Below are 17,781 nucleotides of genomic sequence, written 5' to 3' on the forward strand. Positions count from 1 at the left end.
GCCTCTTTGGGCCGTCCGTGTTCCGCCGGCTACTCCTTCTCGGCGTCCTGCTCCTTCTCGGCGTCCTGCTCCTCCTCGGTCCCCGGCTCCCTCTCGGACCCCGGGGCCTCCTCGGTGCCGGGCTCCTTCCCGGCCTCCGGCCGTTCCGGCACCTCCGCGGCCAGTGCCGCCGCGGCCTGCACCAGCGGCAGGGCCAGCAGCGGACCGAGGCCCTCGCCGACCTTCACGCCCTGCTCCAGCAGCGGTTCCAGGGCCATCCGGTCCAGCGCCTTCGCCTGCCCCGGCTCCCCGCTGTCGTGCGCTGCCAGCCACCAGTCCGGCGCGCGGAACGCGACCCGCTGCGCCACCAGCGCGCACGCCGCGCTCACCACGCCGTCCAGGATCACCGGCAGCTTCCGCACCGCGCACTGCAACAGGAACCCGGTCATCGCCGCGAGGTCCGCGCCGCCGACCGTGGCCAGCAGTTGCGTCTGGTCGCCGAGCACCGGCCGTGCCCGGCGCAGCGCGTCCCGGATCGCCGCGCACTTGCGCATCCACGCCAGGTCGTCGATCGCGTGGCCGCCCCGCCCGGTCACCACCGACGCGTCGGTCCCGCACAGCGCCGCGACCAGCACCGCCGCCGCGGTGGTGCCGCCCACGCTGACGTCGCCGAGCACCACGAGGTCCGTACCGGAGTCGGCCTCCTCGTCGGCGACCGCGATCCCGGCCCGCAGCGCGGCCTCCGCCTCGTCGAGGGTGAGCGCGTCCTCGATGTCGATACGGCCGCTGCCGCGCCGCACCCGGTGGCGCCCGACCTCCTCGGGGAAGGCGTCCGGGTCGCAGTCCAGGGCCATGTCCACGACCCGCACCGGCACCTGGAGCCGGCGCGCGAGCACCGCGGCGGGGCTCGCGCCCTCCAGCACGTCGCGCACCAGTTGTCCGGCGCCGCCCGCGGGCCGCGCGGAGACGTCCAGTTCGGCGATGCCGTGGTCGCCGGCGAAGAGGACCAGCCGCGGCCGTTCGACGGTCCGTACCGGTACGGCGCTCTGCGCGGCGGCCAGCCACTCGCCCAGCTCGTCCAGGCGCCCCAGCGCCCCCGGCGGCACGATCTGGCGCTCCCGCCGGGCCTCGGCGTCACGGCGCACGCCCCCGTCCGGGCGCTCGATCAGATCGGTGAAGTCGTCCAGATTAAGCCTGCTCATTCGCCGAACAGTACCGCCAGCGGGCGAACGGCTCCGCGCCACATCGCCAGCACGACGCGGCGATGTCATTGCGTCCAAGATCGGCATCCCATACGTTCCATTTTGCAGTGGAATGCCGCACAGGGAGCCGCCGTCCATGCCGACCTCGCCCCTCACTTGGGACGCCCTCTTCCAACGAGGCTTCTACGAACGTCACTTGGAGGATCTACGGCACCGGCTGACCGCCCGCGCCCTGTCGGCACTCCCCGAACCGGAGGCCTGGCTGGACGTGGGAACGGGCGACGGCCGCTTCCCGGAAGCGGCGAAGCGGTTCTTCCCCTACACCAGCTTCGACGGCCTGGACCCGACGGACCGCGTGGCGCGCGCGCTGGCGGAGGGCCGGGTGGAGGAGGCCCACCGCGGCCACCTGACGACACCGGGTGTGGTGGCCCGCCTGCGCTCCCGCTACGACGTGGTGAGCCTCTTCGGCTCCCCGGCCGCCCCGGCCGCCGAAGTCGAGGCCGCGTTCACGGTCGTGCGCCCCGGCGGCCATGTGATCCTGGGCAACGGCTGGTCACCGGCCGACGTGGAAGCCTGGGCCTGCACGATCCTCGGCGGCGCGCGCCCGATCCCGTTCCTCCACCACCACCGGATCGTGGCCCGCAGGGACGTCTGACCGCGGCCCGTCGTCGGCCGCACGGCGCCCTCACCCCCGCAGCACCACCGCCTGCCCCGCCACGATCAGCAGCACCTGCTCGCACTCCGACGCGAACGCCGCGTTCAGCCGCCCCAGTTCATCCCGGTACCGACGCCCGGACGCCGTGGCCGGAACGATCCCCGAGCCCACCTCGTTGGACACGGCCACCACCGTCCGCCGCGTGCGGCGGACCGCCTCCGTCAACTCCCGCACCCGCTCCCGCAGGGACTTCTCGCCCCCGCCCGCCCACTCCGCGTCGTCCCACGCCCCGACCTCGTCCATCACGTCCGTCAGCCACAGCGACAGACAGTCGATCAGCACCGGCGGCCCGTCCTGCGCGAGCACCGGCACCAGGTCCGTCGTCTCGGACGTACGCCACGACCCCGGCCGCCGCTCCCGGTGCGCCGCCACCCGCGCCGCCCACTCGGTGTCCCCGCCCCGCGTCCCGCCGGTCGCCACGTACAGCACGTCGGGGAAGGACTCCAGCCGCCGCTCCGCCTCCACGGACTTCCCCGAGCGCGCCCCGCCGAGCACCAGCGTCCGCCGCGGCACGTCCGGCACCTCCTCGTACGCGCCGACCACCAGCGTCGTACCGTCCGGCACGGCCCGCGCCCCCGCCGCCGCGAGCCGCCGCCGCACCTCGCCGCCGGGCGGCACGTCGTGGTCGAGATGGACCGCGATCACGTCCGTCGTGGGCCCGACGGAGCCGACCGCCCGCAGCCGGGCCAGCGCGTCCGGACGGCCGACGACGTCCGCGAGGACCATGTGGTACGCGTCCGCCGTCGCCGTCTCCAGACCTGCCGGAGCCCCGCCCGGCGGCAGGTACAGCAGCCGCTGCCCGTCCGGACCGGTCACCGCGTACCCCGTGCCGCCCGCGTCCGTCGCCACCGCCCGCACCCGATGCCCCGTCAGCAGCGCCAGCTCCCGCCCGTCCGGCACCCGCACCGGATGCGGCAGCCCGGCCGGCACCTCCACCGGGGGGCCGTCGTGCGGATGGGACAGCAGCACCTGGCGCACCCCGCCCAGCGAGTGCCCGGCCCGCGCCGCCGCGAAGGCCGCGCCCGGGGTGAGGTCGAGCAGCAGGGCCCCGTCCACCAGCAGCGCGGTGGCCGCCCGCGCGTCCGGACCCAGCGCGGTCGCGCAGGCGGCACAGGGGCAGTCGGGACGGGGGAGTCCGGCGGGGGCACCGGTACCGAGCAGAGTCACTTCCACGGAACGATTTTCGCCTGTCCGATCGGGTATTGCGCTTCCGTCTACTCTTCCAGCAGGTGTCTGATCACAAGGAGGCCCATATGACGGCATGGACGTGGCGGTTCGAGAAGGCCGACGGGACGGAGGTCCAGCCGGCCGTCCAGCCCGAGGAGTTCAGCACGCAGGGGGACGCCGAGTCCTGGGTGGGGGAGCACTGGCGGGCCCTGCTGGAGGGCGGCGCCGACCAGGTGCGGCTGTTCGAGGAGACCACCGAGATCTACGGCCCGATGAGCCTGCACGCCGACGCCTCCTGACCCCGGTGAGGAGGGGCGCACCCTGGGAGCCCGGGGCACCCGGAAGGCCGTACCCCTCCTCATCGTCCTCACTGCTCGCCCAGCGTCACCTCCGCCGTGTGCTCCGCCCCGTCCCGCTGGTAGGTCACCGTCGTCCGCCGGCCCGGCTGTTCGGACGCCAGGGCCTCCTGGAGCGAGGTGACGGTGGTGATGGACTGCCGGCCGACCCCGGTGATGACGTCGCCGGTGCGCAGGCCCGCCCGCGCCGCGGGGCCCCCGTTCTGGATGCTCGCGATGGCGACCCCGGCCGGCTGGAGGCGGTCGTCCACCACGGTCCGCCCGGTGATGCCGAGCGCGGCCCGCCCCGAGTCCACGACCCGGCCCTCGCGCACGATCTGACCGGCGATGGTCCGCGCCATCGACGCCGGGATGGCGAACCCGATCCCGGCCGCCGCGCTGCCGAGGCTGGGGTCGGCCGCCGCCAGCGTCGGGATGCCGATGACCTGCCCGTCCAGGTTGACCAGGGCGCCCCCGCTGTTGCCCGGGTTGATCGCCGCCGAGGTCTGCACCATGTTGGCGATCGTCGCGCCGGTGCCCCCGTCGCCGCTGCTCTCGCTGACGGTCCGCCCGGTCGCCGAGACGATCCCCTGCGTCACGCTGGACGACAGTCCGAGCGGCGAGCCCATGGCCAGCACGATCTGGCCGACCTCCACCTTCTCGGAGTCCGCGAACACCGCGGGCCGCAGCCCGTCCGGCACCCGGTCCAGCTTGATCACCGCGAGGTCCTGCTGGGGGTAGGAGTAGACCAGGCTCGCGGTGAGCGGCTCCTCGTTGCCCGCCGTGGTCACCCGGAAGGTCTTCTCGTCGCCGACCACGTGCGCGTTGGTGACGATGTGCCCCCGGTCGTCGTAAACGATCCCGGAGCCCAGGTCACGGCTCGCCTCGATCTGCACGACCGAGGGCAGGACCTGCTTGATCACCCGCTGGTACGCGCTCTGGAGATCGCCCGCGGCCATCGGCACGGTCGCCGGACCGGCCGTCGCCGTGGTCCGCGCCGCGCCCGGGGTCCCGGGGCCCTCGCAGGCGGCGGTGAGCGCCGTACAGCACACCAGCACGACGGCCGGGAGCATCCGGCGCAGGACAGGGGTACGGGAAGCGTCCATGTCCCGAGTCTGGCCGCGCGGTGATCAGCGGGCCCGCCGTGTTGCCCCGATCGGGCTCAGCCGCGTACCCCGCACAGATGCAGCAGCGCCGCGACCCCGCGATAGGGGTCCGTGCGGCCGGCCCGTTCCTCGGCCGCGAGCAGCGTCTCCAGGTCGTCGGGCAGCGGCGCGTCGTCCGCCGCCAGGTCCGTGAAGACCCGCACGCCGTACCAGGCGTGCAGCGGGGCGGCGATGCCCGCGAGGGTGGCGGTCAGCTCCGCCAGCCGGTCGGCCCGGACGTTCAGGCCGAGACGGTTGGTGTAGGCCGTGGTGTCGAAGGCGGCCAGCGCGCCCGCCGGGTCGCCGGCGAGGCCGGGCCGCATGGCGAGCGCGTCGCCGTTGCGCACCAGCAGCGAGAGCAGCCCGCCCGGCGCCAGCATCCGCGCCAGGCCCGCCACCAGGGGGTCGGGCTCCTCGACGTACATCAGCACGCCATGGCACAGCACCAGGTCGAAGCTGCCCGGCAGGAAGTGCACCCCGGTGTCCCGGCCGTCGCCCTGCACCAGCCGCACCCGCTCCCGGATGCCCTCCGGCTCACGGGCCAGCGCCTCGCGCGCCGCCGCGACCATCACCGGGTCCTGCTCGACCCCGGTCACCTGATGGCCGAGGCGGGCCAGGCGCAGGGCCTGGGTGCCCTGGCCGATCCCCACGTCGAGCACCCGCAGCCGCCGCCCGACCGGGAACCGCCCGGCTATCTGCTCGTCCAGCTGCCGCGCCACCAGTTCCTGGCGTACGACATCCCGGAGCCTGCCCACCTTGTCCAGCCAGGAGCGCGCCGCACCCCCGGTGAAAGCGTCTGCGCTCAGGGCCGCTCTCCGCGCTTGACCTGCGGCTTGGGCAGCCGGAGCCGGCGCATCTGGAGCGAGCGCATCAGGGCGTAGGCCACCGCGCCGCGGGTGTTGCCGTCCGGGAAGCGCTCCTTGAGGCGCTTCTTCAGACGGAACCCGCTGACGGCGGCGTCCAGCACGATCAGGACGATCACCGCGGCCCACAGCAGCAGCGCGATGTTCTGGATCGAGGGCACCCGCACCACGCTGAGCACGAGGATCACGATGGCGAGCGGCAGGAAGAACTCCGCCACGTTGAAGCGCGAGTCCACCCAGTCACGGGCGAACCTGCGGACCGGGCCCTTGTCGCGGGCCGGCAGGTAGCGCTCGTCGCCGCCGGCCAGCGCCTCGCGCTGCCGCTGCAGCGCCTGGCGGCGCTCCTCGCGCTGCCGCTTGGCGGCGTCCTTGCGCGTCGTGGGCGTGTGGGCGACGCTGCGGCGCTGGGACTGGGCCTCACTGCGCTTGGGCGTGGGCCTGCCCTTGGGGGCCTGCGGGTCGCGGGGCTGCTTGGAGAAGTTCACCGGCTTGTCGGCCTGGGGCTTCTCTTCCTTGGCACGGCTACGGAACACAAAGACCAAGGGTAAGGGCATCCGAGGCATGGACCCCAGCCCGGCCGGGAACGATCCGGCAACACCGCGCGTCTGTACGACGCAGAGGGGGCGTTGCGGCGGGTTCGAGCGGGGTGGGACCGGGGCGGATCGGGGTCCGGGTGAGGGACCGCCTCCTCCCTGCGCCGGAGCGGTACGACTCCGCAGTCGTTCTCGGGGATGAGCGCATCACGCCCCGGACAGTGCGGTAATGGAGGCAGGGCCCGTACTGTGGGTCTTGTCGCAGGATCGGTGAGCCGGAGTTCCGTCAGAAGGGGGCGCGCGAAGCCCATGAGCGGTGTCATGAAGCGTATGGGGATGATCTTCCGCGCGAAGGCGAACAAGGCCCTTGACCGGGCCGAGGACCCGCGCGAGACCCTCGATTACTCGTACCAGAAGCAGCTCGAACTGCTCCAGAAGGTGCGCCGCGGCGTCGCCGACGTGGCGACCAGCCGTAAGCGCCTGGAACTCCAGCTCAACCAGTTGCAGCAGCAGTCCGGGAAGCTGGAGGACCAGGGCCGCAAGGCGCTCGCGCTCGGCCGCGAGGACCTGGCCCGCGAGGCGCTGTCCCGGCGTGCCGCGCTCCAGCAGCAGGTGACCGACCTGGAGACCCAGCACGCCACCCTCCAGGGCGAGGAGGAGAAGCTCACCCTGGCGGCCCAGCGTCTCCAGGCCAAGGTGGACGCCTTCCGCACCAAGAAGGAGACCATCAAGGCCACCTACACCGCCGCCCAGGCCCAGACCCGCATCGGCGAGGCCTTCTCCGGCATCTCCGAGGAGATGGGCGACGTCGGCCTCGCGATCCAGCGCGCCGAGGACAAGACCCAGCAGCTCCAGGCCCGCGCCGGCGCCATCGACGAACTGCTCGCCTCCGGGGCCCTGGACGACCCGACCGGCATGGCCAAGGACGACATCGCGGCCGAGCTGGACCGGCTCTCCGGTGGTAGTGATGTAGAGCTGGAGCTGCAGCGCATGAAGGCCGAGCTGGCCGGAGGCACCCAGCAGCAGGCCATCGAGGGCGGCACCGGACAGGGCCAGTCCCAGGCCCAGCAGCAGTCGCAGGACACCCCCCGCTTCGACAAGCAGTAAGCGGGGCGCCGCCGGGGGACGAGCCGAGGAGGCCGACGTGATCGTACGGATCATGGGGGAGGGCCAGGTCAGGCTGGACGACTCCCACTTCGCGGAGCTGAACAAGCTGGACGACGAGCTGCTGGCCGAGACGGAGAGCGGGGACGCGGAAGGCTTCCGGCGCACCCTCGGCGTCCTCCTCGACGCCGTCCGCCGGCTCGGGACGCCGCTCGCCGACGACGAGCTGGAACCCTCGGACCTGATCCTCCCGGCGCCGGACGCGTCGCTGGACGAGGTCCGGGCGATGCTCGGCGAGGAGGGACTGATCCCGGACTGATCCCGGACCGGGCGTCCGGGACCAGGCCAGGGGCGGCTCCGGGCGGCCCGGGGTGCACCGGGTGGCGCGGGCTTCCGCCGCTCCGAGGCGCGTCGTGACGCCCGGCGGGTCGGGGGCGCCGTCCCGCGCGACCGCGTGCCCGGGGCGGGCCGCCGTACTGTTTCCTACCGTGACCACTCTCGAACGCGCCCGCTGCGAGCTCAAGGCCCACCCCCTCGCCTTTGACGCCTGCCTCGCCGCGGCCGTGCTCGTGTGCATGGTCGCCGGGTCCTTCGTCGCCCCCCAGAACGGCGACGGCGTCACCTGGGGCATCCGCACCCCCGGCCTGCTGAGCCTCCTCCTGATGCTCCTCGCCGCCGGCACCCTCGTCTTCCGCCGCCGTGCCCCCCGTGTCGTCCTCGCCCTCACCGGCACCCTCTCCGTCGTGGAGTGCGTCACCGGCGACCCGCGCGCCCCCGTCACGATGTCCGCGGTCATCGCCCTGTACACCGTCGCCTCCACCACGGACCGCACCACCACCTTCCGGGTCGGCCTGCTCACCATGACCGTGCTGACGGCCGCCGCGATGCTCGCCGGCCCCCTGCCCTGGTACGCGCAGGAGAACCTGGGCATCCTCGCCTGGACCGGCATCGGCGCCACCGCGGGCGACGCGGTCCGCAGCCGCCGGGCCGTCGTCCAGGCCATCAGGGAGCGCGCCGAGCGCGCGGAGCGCACCAGGGAGGAGGAGGCCCGCCGCAGGGTCGCCGAGGAGCGCCTGCGCATCGCCCGCGACCTGCACGACGTCGTCGCCCACCACATCGCCCTGGTCAACGTGCAGGCCGGCGTCGCCGCCCACGTCATGGACAAGCGCCCCGACCAGGCGAAGGAAGCCCTCGCGCACGTCCGCGAGGCCAGCCGCAGCGCGCTGAACGAACTGCGCGCGACCGTCGGCCTGCTCCGCCAGTCCGGCGACCCGGCGGCCCCCACCGAGCCCGCCCCCGGCCTCAGCCTCCTCGAAGAGCTGGCCGGCACCTTCCGCAGCTCCGGCCTCCCCGTGGAGGTCGCCCGCGCCGACCAGGGCACCCACCTCCCCGCGGCCGTGGACCTCGCGGCCTACCGGATCGTCCAGGAGGCCCTGACCAACGTGCGCAAACACGCGGGCGCGGACGCCAGGGCCGAGGTGAGCGTCGTACGCGTCGGGTCGGACATCGAGATCACCGTCGTGGACAACGGCTCCGGCGAACCCCCCGCCCCCGAGAACGCCGCCGGCACCGCCCCCGACGCCGACGACGCCGACCCCGAGGCCCGCCCGGACACCGCCCCGGGGACCGGCGGCGGCCACGGCCTCCTCGGCATGCGCGAACGCGTCAGCGCCCTGGGCGGCGCCCTCACCACCGGCCCCCGCTACGGCGGCGGTTTCCGCGTCCATGCGATCCTGCCGGTCGGCACCCGCACCGCCGCCCCCGCCGACCGTCGTACGACGACCGCCCAGGGAGACCCCGTATGACCATCCGCGTCCTGCTCGCCGACGACCAGGCCCTGCTGCGCAGCGCGTTCCGGGTGCTGGTCGACTCCGAGCCGGACATGGAAGTGGTGGGGGAGGCCGCCGACGGCGCGCAGGCGGTCCTGCTGGCCAAGGAGCGGCGCCCCGACGTCGTCCTCATGGACATCCGCATGCCCGGCACCGACGGCCTCGCCGCCACCCGCCTGATCAGCGAGGACGCCGATCTCGCGCACGTCCGCGTGGTCATCCTGACCACCTTCGAGGTGGACGACTACGTGGTGCAGTCGCTGCGCGCCGGGGCCTCGGGCTTCCTCGGCAAGGGCAGCGAACCGGAGGAACTGCTCAGCGCCATCCGGATCGCCGCGGGCGGCGACGCCCTGCTGTCCCCGGCCGCCACCAAGGGGCTGATCGCCCGATTCCTCGCCCAGGGCGACGGCGACGACGGCCGCGCCCCGCTACGCGCCGAGCGGCTCGACGCGCTCACCGGCCGCGAGCGCGAGGTGCTCGTCCAGGTCGCCGGCGGCCACTCCAACGACGAGATCGCCGAGCGGCTCGCGGTCAGCCCGCTGACGGTGAAGACGCACGTCAACCGGTCCATGGCCAAGCTCGGCGCGCGCGACCGGGCCCAGCTCGTCGTCATCGCGTACGAGTCCGGGCTGGTCCGCCCGCGGATGGACTGATCTCCACCCGCGTGTACTGCGCGCGGAGTAGGAGCCGGGTGAGGAAACGGGACCTGGGGCCTACGGTCCGGGGCGCCCGGATGGCCGAGGGTGGTGGGGTGGACGCTCCTGCGCGTCCGTCGTCGCTTCTCCGGGACCTCCGTGGACCCTCGGCGGAACCCTCAGGGGACCCTCCGTGACCGGAAGCGCCTCTGCCGCTCACAGAAGAGAGACCCTCACCCATGTCCTGGCTGTCCAGATTCAGCCTCGCCCAACGGGCCCTCATCGGGCTGATCTCGATCGTCGCCCTGGTCTTCGGGGCGATAGCCATACCCCAGATCAAACAGCAGCTGCTGCCCACCATCGACCTGCCCATGGTGTCGGTGATCGCGCCGTACCAGGGCGCCGCGCCCGACGCGGTCGAGAAGCAGGTGGTCGAGCCGATCGAGAACGGCCTCCAGGGCGTCGACGGCGTCACCTCGGTCACCTCCACCGCGGGCGAGGGCAACGCCGTGATCATGGCGTCCTTCGACTACGGCAACGACACCAAGCAGATCGTCTCGGACGTGCAGCAGGCCGTGAACCGGGCCCGCAACCAGCTGCCGGCCGACGTCGACCCGCAGGTGATCTCCGGCTCCACCGACGACATGCCGACCGTCGTGCTCGCCGCCAGCTCCGACAAGGACCAGCAGGCCCTCGCGGACCAGCTCGACAAGACGGTCGTACCGGCCCTGAAGGACATCGACGGCGTCGGCCGCGTCCAGGTCACCGGCGTCCGCGACCTCCAGGTCGCGGTCACCCCCGACAACGCCAGGCTCGCGCGGGACGGCCTCACCCCCGCCGCCCTCGCCCAGGCGCTCCAGGCGGGCGGCGCGAGCGTCCCGGCCGGCTCGTTCGACGAGAACGGCGCCAACCGCACCGTCCAGGTCGGCGGCGGCTTCACCACGCTGGAGCAGATCAAGGACCTCACCGTCACCGGCGAGGGCGCCCACAAGCCCGTACGCCTCGGTGACGTGGCCACGGTCGAGGAGCAGCCTGCCCCTGCCGACTCCCTCACCCGCACCGACGGCAGGCCCAGCCTCGCCGTCAACGTGACCATGGACCACGACGGCAGCGCGGTCACCATCTCCGACGCGGTCAAGGACAAGCTCCCCGACCTGCGCGAACAGCTCGGCGCCGGCGCGAAGCTGACCGTCGTCAGCGACCAGGGTCCGGCGGTCTCCAAGTCCATCAAGGGCCTGACCACCGAGGGCGCGCTCGGTCTGCTCTTCGCGGTCCTGGTCATCCTGCTCTTCCTCGCGTCGCTGCGTTCGACGCTGGTCACCGCGGTGTCCATCCCGCTGTCCGTCGTCCTCGCGCTGATCGTGCTGTGGACCGAAGGCCTGTCCCTGAACATGCTCACGCTGGGCGCGCTGACCATCGCCATCGGCCGGGTCGTGGACGACTCGATCGTGGTCCTGGAGAACATCAAGCGGCACCTCGGCTACGGCGAGGAGCGCCGGGCGGCGATCATCGGCGCGGTGCGCGAGGTGGCCGGCGCGGTCACGTCCTCCACCCTGACCACGGTCGCGGTGTTCCTGCCGATCGGTCTGGTCGGCGGCATGGTGGGCGCGTTGTTCGGCTCGTTCAGCATCACGGTGACGGCGGCCCTGCTGGCCTCGCTGCTGGTGTCGCTGACGGTCGTGCCCGTCCTGTCGTACTGGTTCCTGCGTGCCCCCAAGGGCACCCCCGAGGACGCGGCGGAGGCCCGCCGCAGGGCCGAGGAGAAGGAGGCGAACAGCCGTCTCCAGCGCGCCTACGTCCCCGTGCTGCGCTTCGCGACGCGCCGCCGCCTCAGCAGCGTGCTCATCGCGATCGTCGTCCTGGTGGTCACGTTCGGCATGTCCGGGCTGCTCAAGACCAACTTCTTCGACCAGGGCGAGCAGCAGGTCATCACGGTCAAGCAGGAGCTGAGGCCCGGCACCGGTCTTGCGGCCACCGACGCGCAGGCCAAGAAGGTCGAGAAGCTGCTCGCCTCCACCGAGGGCGTCAAGGACTACCAGGTCACCGTCGGCTCCTCCGGGTTCATGGCGGCCTTCGGCGGCGGCACGGACACCAACCAGGCGTCCTACCAGGTGATGCTGAAGGACTCGAAGTCGTACGACCGTGTGCAGAAGCACCTGGAGGAGGGCCTGAAGGACCTCAAGGGCATCGGTACGACCACGGTGTCGGCCGGCGACGGCTTCGGCAACCAGAATCTCAGCGTCGTGGTGAAGGCCTCCGACCCGGGGGTGCTGCGCACGGCGGCCGAGCAGGTCCGCTCCACCGTGGCCGGGCTCGGCGGCGTCACCGACGTCACCAGCGACCTCTCGACCAGCGTGCCGCGGATCTCGGTGACGGCGGGCGCCAAGGCGGCCGCGGCCGGCTTCGACAACCAGAAGCTCGGCGCGGCGGTGGCTCAGGCGGTGCGCGGTACGACGGCGGCGAAGGCGACGCTCGACGACACCGAGCGCGATGTCGTCATCAAGTCGGCCGAGCCCGCGACGACCGTGGCCCAGCTGAAGAACCTGCGGCTCGGCCCGGTGAAGCTCGGCGACATCGCCACCGTGAAGCTGGTGGACGGCCCGGTGTCGCTGACCCGGATCGACGGCCGGCGCGCCGCCACGATCACGGCCAGGCCGACCGGTGACAACACGGGCGCGGTCAGCACCCGGCTCCAGTCGAAGATCAAGGCCCTCAAGCTCCCCGCGGGCGCCGAGGCCCAGATCGGCGGTGTCACCTCGGACCAGAACGACGCCTTCAAGAACCTCGGCCTCGCCATGCTGGCCGCGATCGCGATCGTCTTCATGCTCCTGGTCGCCACCTTCCGCTCCCTGGCCCAGCCGCTGATCCTCCTGGTCTCCATCCCCTTCGCGGCGACGGGCGCCCTCGGCCTGCTGGTCGTCACGGGCACCCCGATGGGCGTCCCCGCCATGATCGGCATGCTCATGCTGATCGGCATCGTGGTCACGAACGCCATCGTGCTGATCGACCTGATCAACCAGTACCGGTCCCAGGGCCACGGCGTGGTCGAAGCCGTGATCGAGGGCGGCCGCCACCGCCTCCGCCCGATCCTGATGACCGCCCTGGCCACGATCTTCGCCCTCCTGCCGATGGCCCTGGGCGTCACGGGCGAGGGCGGCTTCATCGCCCAACCGCTTGCGGTCGTGGTGATCGGCGGCCTGATCACCTCCACCCTGCTGACCCTGCTCCTGGTCCCGACGCTCTACGCGATGCTGGAACTCCGCAAGGAACGCCGGGCGCGGAAGAAGGCGGCCAGGCACCAGCCGCCGGCCCCGGCGGAGCCGGACCTGGCCCAGGTCTGACAGCCGGACCCGGCCCGGGTCCGACAACGCCGTACGCGCCGAGGGGCGCCTCCGAACCTTCGGAGGCGCCCCTCGGTCGTCCGTACCGGACCACGCGGCTACGGCAGCGCCAGCATCCGCTCCAGCGCCAGCTTCGCGAACGCCTCCGTCTCCCGGTCGACCTGGATGCGGTTGACCAGGTTGCCCTCGGCGAGGGATTCCAGGGTCCAGACCAGGTGGGGGAGGTCGATGCGGTTCATGGTGGAGCAGAAGCAGACCGTGCGGTCGAGGAAGACGATCTCCTTGCCCTCGGGGGCGAAGCGGTTGGCGAGGCGGCGGACGAGGTTCAGTTCCGTGCCGATCGCCCACTTCGAGCCGGCGGGGGCCGCCTCCAGGGCCTTGATGATGTATTCCGTGGAGCCGACGTAGTCCGCCGCGGCCACGACCTCGTGCTTGCACTCCGGGTGCACCAGGACGTTCACGCCGGGTATGCGGGCCCGCACGTCGTTGACGGAGTCGAGGCTGAAGCGGCCGTGGACCGAGCAGTGGCCGCGCCACAGGATCATCTTCGCCGCGCGCAGCTCGTCCGCGGTCAGACCGCCGTTCGGCTTGTGCGGGTTGTAGACGACGCAGTCGTCCAGGGACATGCCCATGTCGCGCACGGCGGTGTTGCGGCCGAGGTGCTGGTCGGGCAGGAAGAGGACCTTCTCACCCTGCTCGAACGCCCAGTCCAGCGCGCGCTCGGCGTTGGACGAGGTGCAGATGGTGCCGCCGTGCTTGCCGGTGAAGGCCTTGATGTCGGCCGAGGAGTTCATGTACGACACCGGGACCACCTGGTCGGCTATCCCGGCCTCCGTCAGCACGTCCCAGCACTCCGCCACCTGCTCCGCCGTCGCCATGTCGGCCATGGAGCAGCCGGCCGCCAGGTCGGGCAGGACCACCTTCTGGTCGTCGGAGGTGAGGATGTCCGCCGACTCGGCCATGAAGTGCACACCGCAGAAGACGATGTACTCGGCCTCCGGACGCGCGGCCGCGTCCCGGGCCAGCTTGAAGGAGTCGCCCGTGACGTCGGCGAACTGGATCACCTCGTCGCGCTGGTAGTGGTGACCGAGCACGAAGACCTTGTCGCCGAGCTTCTCCTTGGCGGCGCGGGCGCGCTCGACCAGGGCGGGGTCGGACGGCGAGGGCAGATCACCGGGGCACTCGACACCCCGCTCGCTCTTCGGGTCGGCCTCGCGGCCGAGCAGCAACAGGGCGAGCGGAGTCGGCTGTACGTCGAGCTCCGCGGTCTGGGCGGTGGTCACGGCACGCACCCTTTCTATTTCTCGTCTATCTGACGCTATCTATCATAAACGCTTCACGTCAGTTTGACGATGGGCCATCGCGTCCATGTGACGTGAATCCCGGTCCCGACCGCCCCGGATCGCCCCGCGGGCCACTGTGCGCCTCCGCGCGCGTATGCGAGCATGAAGAGGCAGTAGCAAAATCGCGACCACGTGACGCCCGGCCCGGAATGAATCCGCGGAAGCGCCGGTTGCACTCGTCGGCAAGCAGTCTCCGTACAACCCGGGAGAGATGTAGATGTCCGTATCGGACGAGACCACAACCGTCAGCGACGGCATCATCCTGACCGACGCCGCCGCGGCGAAGGTCAAGGCCCTGCTCGACCAGGAAGGCCGCGACGACCTCGCGCTGCGTGTCGCCGTCCAGCCCGGCGGCTGCTCCGGTCTGCGCTACCAGCTGTTCTTCGACGAGCGCTCGCTCGACGGCGACGTGGAGAAGGACTTCGGCGGCGTCAAGGTCGTCACGGACCGCATGAGCGCCCCGTACCTGGGCGGCGCCACCGTCGACTTCGTGGACACCATCGAGAAGCAGGGCTTCACGATCGACAACCCGAACGCGACCGGCTCCTGCGCCTGCGGCGACTCCTTCAGCTGAGCCTTCGCGCCCAGCCGATGGGCGGGACAGAGGCGGCGGCCCCCACGAGCGGGGCCGCCGCCTCCGTCGTGTCCCGCACCGGCGGGAAGCCCTACCCGTACGAGCGGGAGGACGGCCGCGACGGCCGCAGCGCGCCCGGCTTCGCCCGCGGGATGCGGACGCCGTCCGCGCCGACCACCGTCCGGCCGTCCACCGGCGCCTCCAGGCGGACGGTCCGTACGAACTCCTTGGCGATCATCGGGCAGATCCTGCCCTCCTGCCGGTGCTCGGTGACCGTGACCGTCACCCGGGTGGCGCTCTCGCGTGCCGCCACCGTGTAGTCGGCGCACAGGCCGCCGTAGAAGCTCACGGTCAGGTTCCGGCCGTCGGCCGTGTAGCCGTTCACCTTCACCTGGTTGCCGGGGGCCGTCGGCGCGGCGGAGGGCGACGAGGACGTCAGGTAGCGGGGATCGATCGCCGGGTACGACACCGTCCCCTGCCCCCGCGTCTCGAACAGCCAGGACGGCACCAGGGTCCCTCGCCCGCCGACCGAGTGCGCGGCCAGCCCGAACACCGCCCCGTCCACCGCGACCGTCGTCCCGGAACCCCCGGGAGCCGTTCCGCACGGCTGGTCCAGCCGGGTCGCGAACCGCCCCGGACCCGCACAGCCCCCGGCCCCCATCCGGTGGTCGTCCTTCGGTGCCGCGTTCATCAGCGCGAGGGTCTTCTCCGCGTCCAGGACGGGGTACGTCGCCCCCTTCGCCGGCGTCGACAGCATCCCGTGGCCGCCGACGAGTTCGCCCTGCCTGCCGATCGTCAGCCCGGTCGTCCAGCCCGTCGTGGGCAGCCCGCCCACCACCGGGTCGGCGGTCACCACCCGCTGCTGCCCCATGACCTGGCTCGCGTCGGTCTTCGCACCGTCCAGCCCGGCCGCCGCCAGCACGGGCGCCGCCGCCTTCTCGGCCGCCGCCCCGCTCACCGGTGCCCCGGTCGGGCCCACCGGGCCGGTCGCGCACAGGGGGCCCTTCTTGCAGTCGTCGGTGCCCGGCGCGTACCGGCTGAAGGTCCAGTTGCCCGGCGCGTCCCGGTTCACCCGGAGGGTCGGGCCCGAACCGTCCTTGCCGCCGACGCGCCAGCCGTGCCCCTCGGCCACGGGCGTCCCGGTCACCCCGAGCGCCTTCGCCAGCCGGACCACCTGGTCCTCGCCGACCTCGGCCCCCGGCCCGTACACCGGCGCCGAGCCGGGCCCCCGCGGCAGCCCGCCCTGTGCCACGTAACGGGCGCCGTAGGGGTCCGACCGGTCGTCGAGGGCGAGCGGCGGGGGAGTGGTGCCGTCCGACGCGGCGGGGGTCGCGTGACCGCCCGCGGCATCGCTCGCCGCGACGTACGCGCCACCGCCGCCGACCAGCAGGACGGCGGCCGCGACGGAGAGGACGACGGCACGCGAGCGCCGCCTGGACCGCCCCGCCTCCCGCTCGTCGGGCACCTCGGGGACTTCCCCCGTGTTCTCGGGCCGCTCCGTGTTCACCGCATCGCTCCTCGCCGGTTCGTGTCCCGCGTGCCCCGCGCAGGGGGACGACGGTGGGACGGGGGAGCGTCGCGGGAGGTTCCCGCGCCTACGCCGTACGGGTGAGCGGGGTCAGTCCCCGTAGTCGGACATCCCGTCGAGCAGCCGGACGGAGCGCTTCGACACGGACACCTTGCGGATGCGGGACGGCGGCACCGGGCGGGAGGCGGAGCGCGCGGGCGCCGGCCAGCGCTGGGCCATCCGGGCGCAGTCGCCGCGCAGGGTCGCGAGATCGCCCTCGAGATCGCCCGGGGCGGGGGAGACCGGAGTGCCGGATTCGGCGGACGAGGAGCCGTTGAGGTTCGTCATGACCGAACCGTAGGCACGGTCGAGGCCGCGAAGAAAGATCTACTATCGGGTAGTTTCGTCAACTACAGCGTCGCCTCCTGACCGGGTAGCGTGAACTGTCCACGCCCTTCCGTCTCCCACCACCGCCCTTCCAACGAGCGCTATCGCGCGCACCTTCCTAATCCCGCAGGAGATTCCCCGTCGTGCGCATCGCAGTCACCGGCTCCATCGCCACCGACCACCTCATGACCTTCCCCGGCCGGTTCGCCGACCAGCTCGTCGCGGACCAGCTGCACACGGTTTCGCTCTCCTTCCTCGTCGACAACCTCGACGTGCGCCGCGGCGGTGTCGCCGCGAACATCGCCTTCGGGATGGGCCAGCTCGGCACCCGGCCGATCCTGGTCGGCGCGGCCGGCTTCGACTTCGACGAGTACCGTGCCTGGCTCGACCGGCACGGCGTCGACACCGACTCGGTGCGCATCTCCGACACCCTGCACACCGCGCGCTTCGTGTGCACCACCGACGCCGACCACAACCAGATCGGCTCCTTCTACACCGGCGCGATGAGCGAGGCCCGGCTGATCGAGCTGAAGACGGTCGCCGACCGGGTGGGCGGACTCGACCTGGTGCTGATCGGCGCCGACGACCCCGAGGCGATGCTCCGCCACACGGAGGAGTGCCGGTCCCGCGCGATCCCGTTCGCCGCGGACTTCTCCCAGCAGATCGCCCGGATGGAGGGCGAGGAGATCCGGATACTGCTGGAGGGCGCGACGTACCTGTTCTCGAACGAGTACGAGAAGGGCCTCATCCAGACGAAGACCGGGCTCACCGACGAGGAGATCCTCGCGAAGGTCGGGCACCGGGTGACCACGCTCGGTTCGCGCGGCGTGCGGATCGAGCGGGCCGGCGAGGACCCGATCGAGGTCGGCTGCGCGGAGGAGGAGCAGAAGGCGGACCCCACGGGTGTCGGCGACGCCTTCCGCGCGGGCTTCCTGTCGGGCCTCGCCTGGGGCGTCTCGCTGGAGCGGGCCGCCCAGGTGGGCTGCATGCTCGCGACGCTCGTCATCGAGACGGTGGGCACGCAGGAGTACCAGCTGCGGCGCGCGCACTTCATGGAGCGGTTCGTGAAGGCGTACGGCGACGAGGCGGGCGAAGAGGTCAGGGCGCACCTGCGCTGAGGCC

The 17,781-nt window shown here is 72.7% G+C and carries 17 protein-coding genes; 9 read left to right on the plus strand and 8 right to left on the minus strand.

Translation table 11 applies throughout. From position 1 onward, the window contains the following. Nucleotides 1-29 precede the first annotated feature (29 nt). Complete coding sequence (gene cobT, locus ACWDD7_RS31140; protein WP_450459857.1) at nucleotides 30-1,181, minus strand: nicotinate-nucleotide--dimethylbenzimidazole phosphoribosyltransferase; 1,152 nt, start codon at nucleotides 1,179-1,181, stop codon at nucleotides 30-32. A 136-nt stretch (nucleotides 1,182-1,317) separates the two neighbouring features. On the opposite strand from cobT, the gene ACWDD7_RS31145 reads away from it, so the two are divergent. Beyond that, nucleotides 1,318-1,836 carry a methyltransferase domain-containing protein gene (locus ACWDD7_RS31145; protein ID WP_351872595.1) on the plus strand — a complete coding sequence of 173 codons (519 nt, stop codon included), beginning with the start codon at nucleotides 1,318-1,320 and terminating at the stop codon, nucleotides 1,834-1,836. Between the two features lie 30 nt (nucleotides 1,837-1,866). Here ACWDD7_RS31145 and ACWDD7_RS31150 read toward each other — a convergent pair whose 3' ends face one another. Beyond that, nucleotides 1,867-3,069 (minus strand): bifunctional adenosylcobinamide kinase/adenosylcobinamide-phosphate guanylyltransferase, encoded by a 1,203-nt coding sequence (locus tag ACWDD7_RS31150; RefSeq protein ID WP_450459858.1) that lies wholly within the window; start codon nucleotides 3,067-3,069, stop codon nucleotides 1,867-1,869. An 80-nt stretch (nucleotides 3,070-3,149) separates the two neighbouring features. Between ACWDD7_RS31150 and ACWDD7_RS31155 the strand changes: the two genes are divergently transcribed. Next, a complete protein-coding gene (locus ACWDD7_RS31155) occupies nucleotides 3,150-3,362 on the plus strand; it encodes a hypothetical protein (protein WP_285554065.1) in 213 nt (70 codons plus the stop codon). A 68-nt stretch (nucleotides 3,363-3,430) separates the two neighbouring features. Here the strand turns inward: ACWDD7_RS31155 and ACWDD7_RS31160 are convergent, their stop codons facing one another. The 3 genes from ACWDD7_RS31160 to ACWDD7_RS31170 all read right to left on the minus strand — a co-directional run bounded on the left by ACWDD7_RS31160 (nucleotide 3,431) and on the right by ACWDD7_RS31170 (nucleotide 5,969). Beyond that, complete coding sequence (locus ACWDD7_RS31160) at nucleotides 3,431-4,504, minus strand: S1C family serine protease (RefSeq protein WP_450459859.1); 1,074 nt, start codon at nucleotides 4,502-4,504, stop codon at nucleotides 3,431-3,433. A 56-nt stretch (nucleotides 4,505-4,560) separates the two neighbouring features. Then, the gene (locus ACWDD7_RS31165) at nucleotides 4,561-5,262 is read right to left on the minus strand and encodes a class I SAM-dependent methyltransferase (protein WP_450459878.1); all 702 of its coding nucleotides are present in this window, start codon (nucleotides 5,260-5,262) and stop codon (nucleotides 4,561-4,563) included. 83 nt (nucleotides 5,263-5,345) lie between these two features. Next, nucleotides 5,346-5,969 (minus strand): DUF3043 domain-containing protein, encoded by a 624-nt coding sequence (locus tag ACWDD7_RS31170; protein WP_351872586.1) that lies wholly within the window; start codon nucleotides 5,967-5,969, stop codon nucleotides 5,346-5,348. 279 nt (nucleotides 5,970-6,248) lie between these two features. On the opposite strand from ACWDD7_RS31170, the gene ACWDD7_RS31175 reads away from it, so the two are divergent. From ACWDD7_RS31175 to ACWDD7_RS31195, 5 genes are all read left to right on the plus strand, one after another. Beyond that, nucleotides 6,249-7,046, plus strand: a complete 798-nt coding sequence (locus ACWDD7_RS31175) for a PspA/IM30 family protein (protein WP_392211138.1) — start codon at nucleotides 6,249-6,251, stop codon at nucleotides 7,044-7,046. A gap of 37 nt (nucleotides 7,047-7,083) precedes the next feature. Then, a complete protein-coding gene (pspAA, locus tag ACWDD7_RS31180; RefSeq protein ID WP_351872584.1) occupies nucleotides 7,084-7,362 on the plus strand; it encodes a PspA-associated protein PspAA in 279 nt (92 codons plus the stop codon). Between the two features lie 169 nt (nucleotides 7,363-7,531). Beyond that, nucleotides 7,532-8,848 (plus strand): sensor histidine kinase, encoded by a 1,317-nt coding sequence (locus ACWDD7_RS31185; protein ID WP_351872581.1) that lies wholly within the window; start codon nucleotides 7,532-7,534, stop codon nucleotides 8,846-8,848. Continuing rightward, the gene (locus ACWDD7_RS31190) at nucleotides 8,845-9,525 is read left to right on the plus strand and encodes a response regulator transcription factor (RefSeq protein ID WP_351872579.1); all 681 of its coding nucleotides are present in this window, start codon (nucleotides 8,845-8,847) and stop codon (nucleotides 9,523-9,525) included. The genes ACWDD7_RS31185 and ACWDD7_RS31190 overlap by 4 nt, the downstream gene beginning before the upstream one ends. Nucleotides 9,526-9,746: 221 nt before the next feature. Beyond that, nucleotides 9,747-12,848 (plus strand): efflux RND transporter permease subunit, encoded by a 3,102-nt coding sequence (locus ACWDD7_RS31195; protein WP_450459860.1) that lies wholly within the window; start codon nucleotides 9,747-9,749, stop codon nucleotides 12,846-12,848. 98 nt (nucleotides 12,849-12,946) lie between these two features. Here ACWDD7_RS31195 and nadA read toward each other — a convergent pair whose 3' ends face one another. Beyond that, nucleotides 12,947-14,131 carry a quinolinate synthase NadA gene (gene nadA, locus ACWDD7_RS31200; RefSeq protein ID WP_450459861.1) on the minus strand — a complete coding sequence of 395 codons (1,185 nt, stop codon included), beginning with the start codon at nucleotides 14,129-14,131 and terminating at the stop codon, nucleotides 12,947-12,949. Nucleotides 14,132-14,408: 277 nt separating this feature from the next. Between nadA and ACWDD7_RS31205 the strand changes: the two genes are divergently transcribed. Next, nucleotides 14,409-14,765, plus strand: a complete 357-nt coding sequence (locus tag ACWDD7_RS31205; RefSeq protein WP_046421274.1) for an iron-sulfur cluster assembly accessory protein — start codon at nucleotides 14,409-14,411, stop codon at nucleotides 14,763-14,765. A 91-nt stretch (nucleotides 14,766-14,856) separates the two neighbouring features. Here the strand turns inward: ACWDD7_RS31205 and ACWDD7_RS31210 are convergent, their stop codons facing one another. Both ACWDD7_RS31210 and ACWDD7_RS31215 read right to left on the minus strand, forming a co-directional pair. Further along, entirely contained in the window at nucleotides 14,857-16,272 is a 1,416-nt protein-coding gene (locus ACWDD7_RS31210) for a hypothetical protein (protein ID WP_450459862.1), read from the minus strand. Between the two features lie 111 nt (nucleotides 16,273-16,383). Next, nucleotides 16,384-16,620, minus strand: a complete 237-nt coding sequence (locus tag ACWDD7_RS31215) for a hypothetical protein (RefSeq protein ID WP_351880660.1) — start codon at nucleotides 16,618-16,620, stop codon at nucleotides 16,384-16,386. A 182-nt stretch (nucleotides 16,621-16,802) separates the two neighbouring features. Here ACWDD7_RS31215 and ACWDD7_RS31220 point away from each other — a divergent pair, with 182 nt between their 5' ends. Beyond that, on the plus strand, nucleotides 16,803-17,777 hold the full coding sequence (locus ACWDD7_RS31220; protein ID WP_450459863.1) for a carbohydrate kinase family protein: 975 nt from the start codon (nucleotides 16,803-16,805) through the stop codon (nucleotides 17,775-17,777). Nucleotides 17,778-17,781: the final 4 nt, after the last annotated feature.

This window comes from Streptomyces sp. NPDC001056 (genome assembly GCF_053598955.1).

Bases quoted from the DNA above. Each gene is read 5' to 3' on its own strand.
- ACWDD7_RS31215 (WP_351880660.1), bottom strand. From the start codon at position 16,620: ATGACGAACCTCAACGGCTCCTCGTCCGCCGAATCCGGCACTCCGGTC.
- ACWDD7_RS31145 (WP_351872595.1), top strand. From the start codon at position 1,318: ATGCCGACCTCGCCCCTCACTTGGGACGCCCTCTTCCAACGAGGCTTC.
- ACWDD7_RS31160 (WP_450459859.1), bottom strand. From the start codon at position 4,504: ATGGACGCTTCCCGTACCCCTGTCCTGCGCCGGATGCTCCCGGCCGTC.
- ACWDD7_RS31175 (WP_392211138.1), top strand. From the start codon at position 6,249: ATGAGCGGTGTCATGAAGCGTATGGGGATGATCTTCCGCGCGAAGGCG.
- ACWDD7_RS31195 (WP_450459860.1), top strand. From the start codon at position 9,747: ATGTCCTGGCTGTCCAGATTCAGCCTCGCCCAACGGGCCCTCATCGGG.
- ACWDD7_RS31190 (WP_351872579.1), top strand. From the start codon at position 8,845: ATGACCATCCGCGTCCTGCTCGCCGACGACCAGGCCCTGCTGCGCAGC.
- ACWDD7_RS31170 (WP_351872586.1), bottom strand. From the start codon at position 5,969: ATGCCTCGGATGCCCTTACCCTTGGTCTTTGTGTTCCGTAGCCGTGCC.
- cobT (WP_450459857.1), bottom strand. From the start codon at position 1,181: ATGAGCAGGCTTAATCTGGACGACTTCACCGATCTGATCGAGCGCCCG.
- ACWDD7_RS31205 (WP_046421274.1), top strand. From the start codon at position 14,409: ATGTCCGTATCGGACGAGACCACAACCGTCAGCGACGGCATCATCCTG.
- ACWDD7_RS31155 (WP_285554065.1), top strand. From the start codon at position 3,150: ATGACGGCATGGACGTGGCGGTTCGAGAAGGCCGACGGGACGGAGGTC.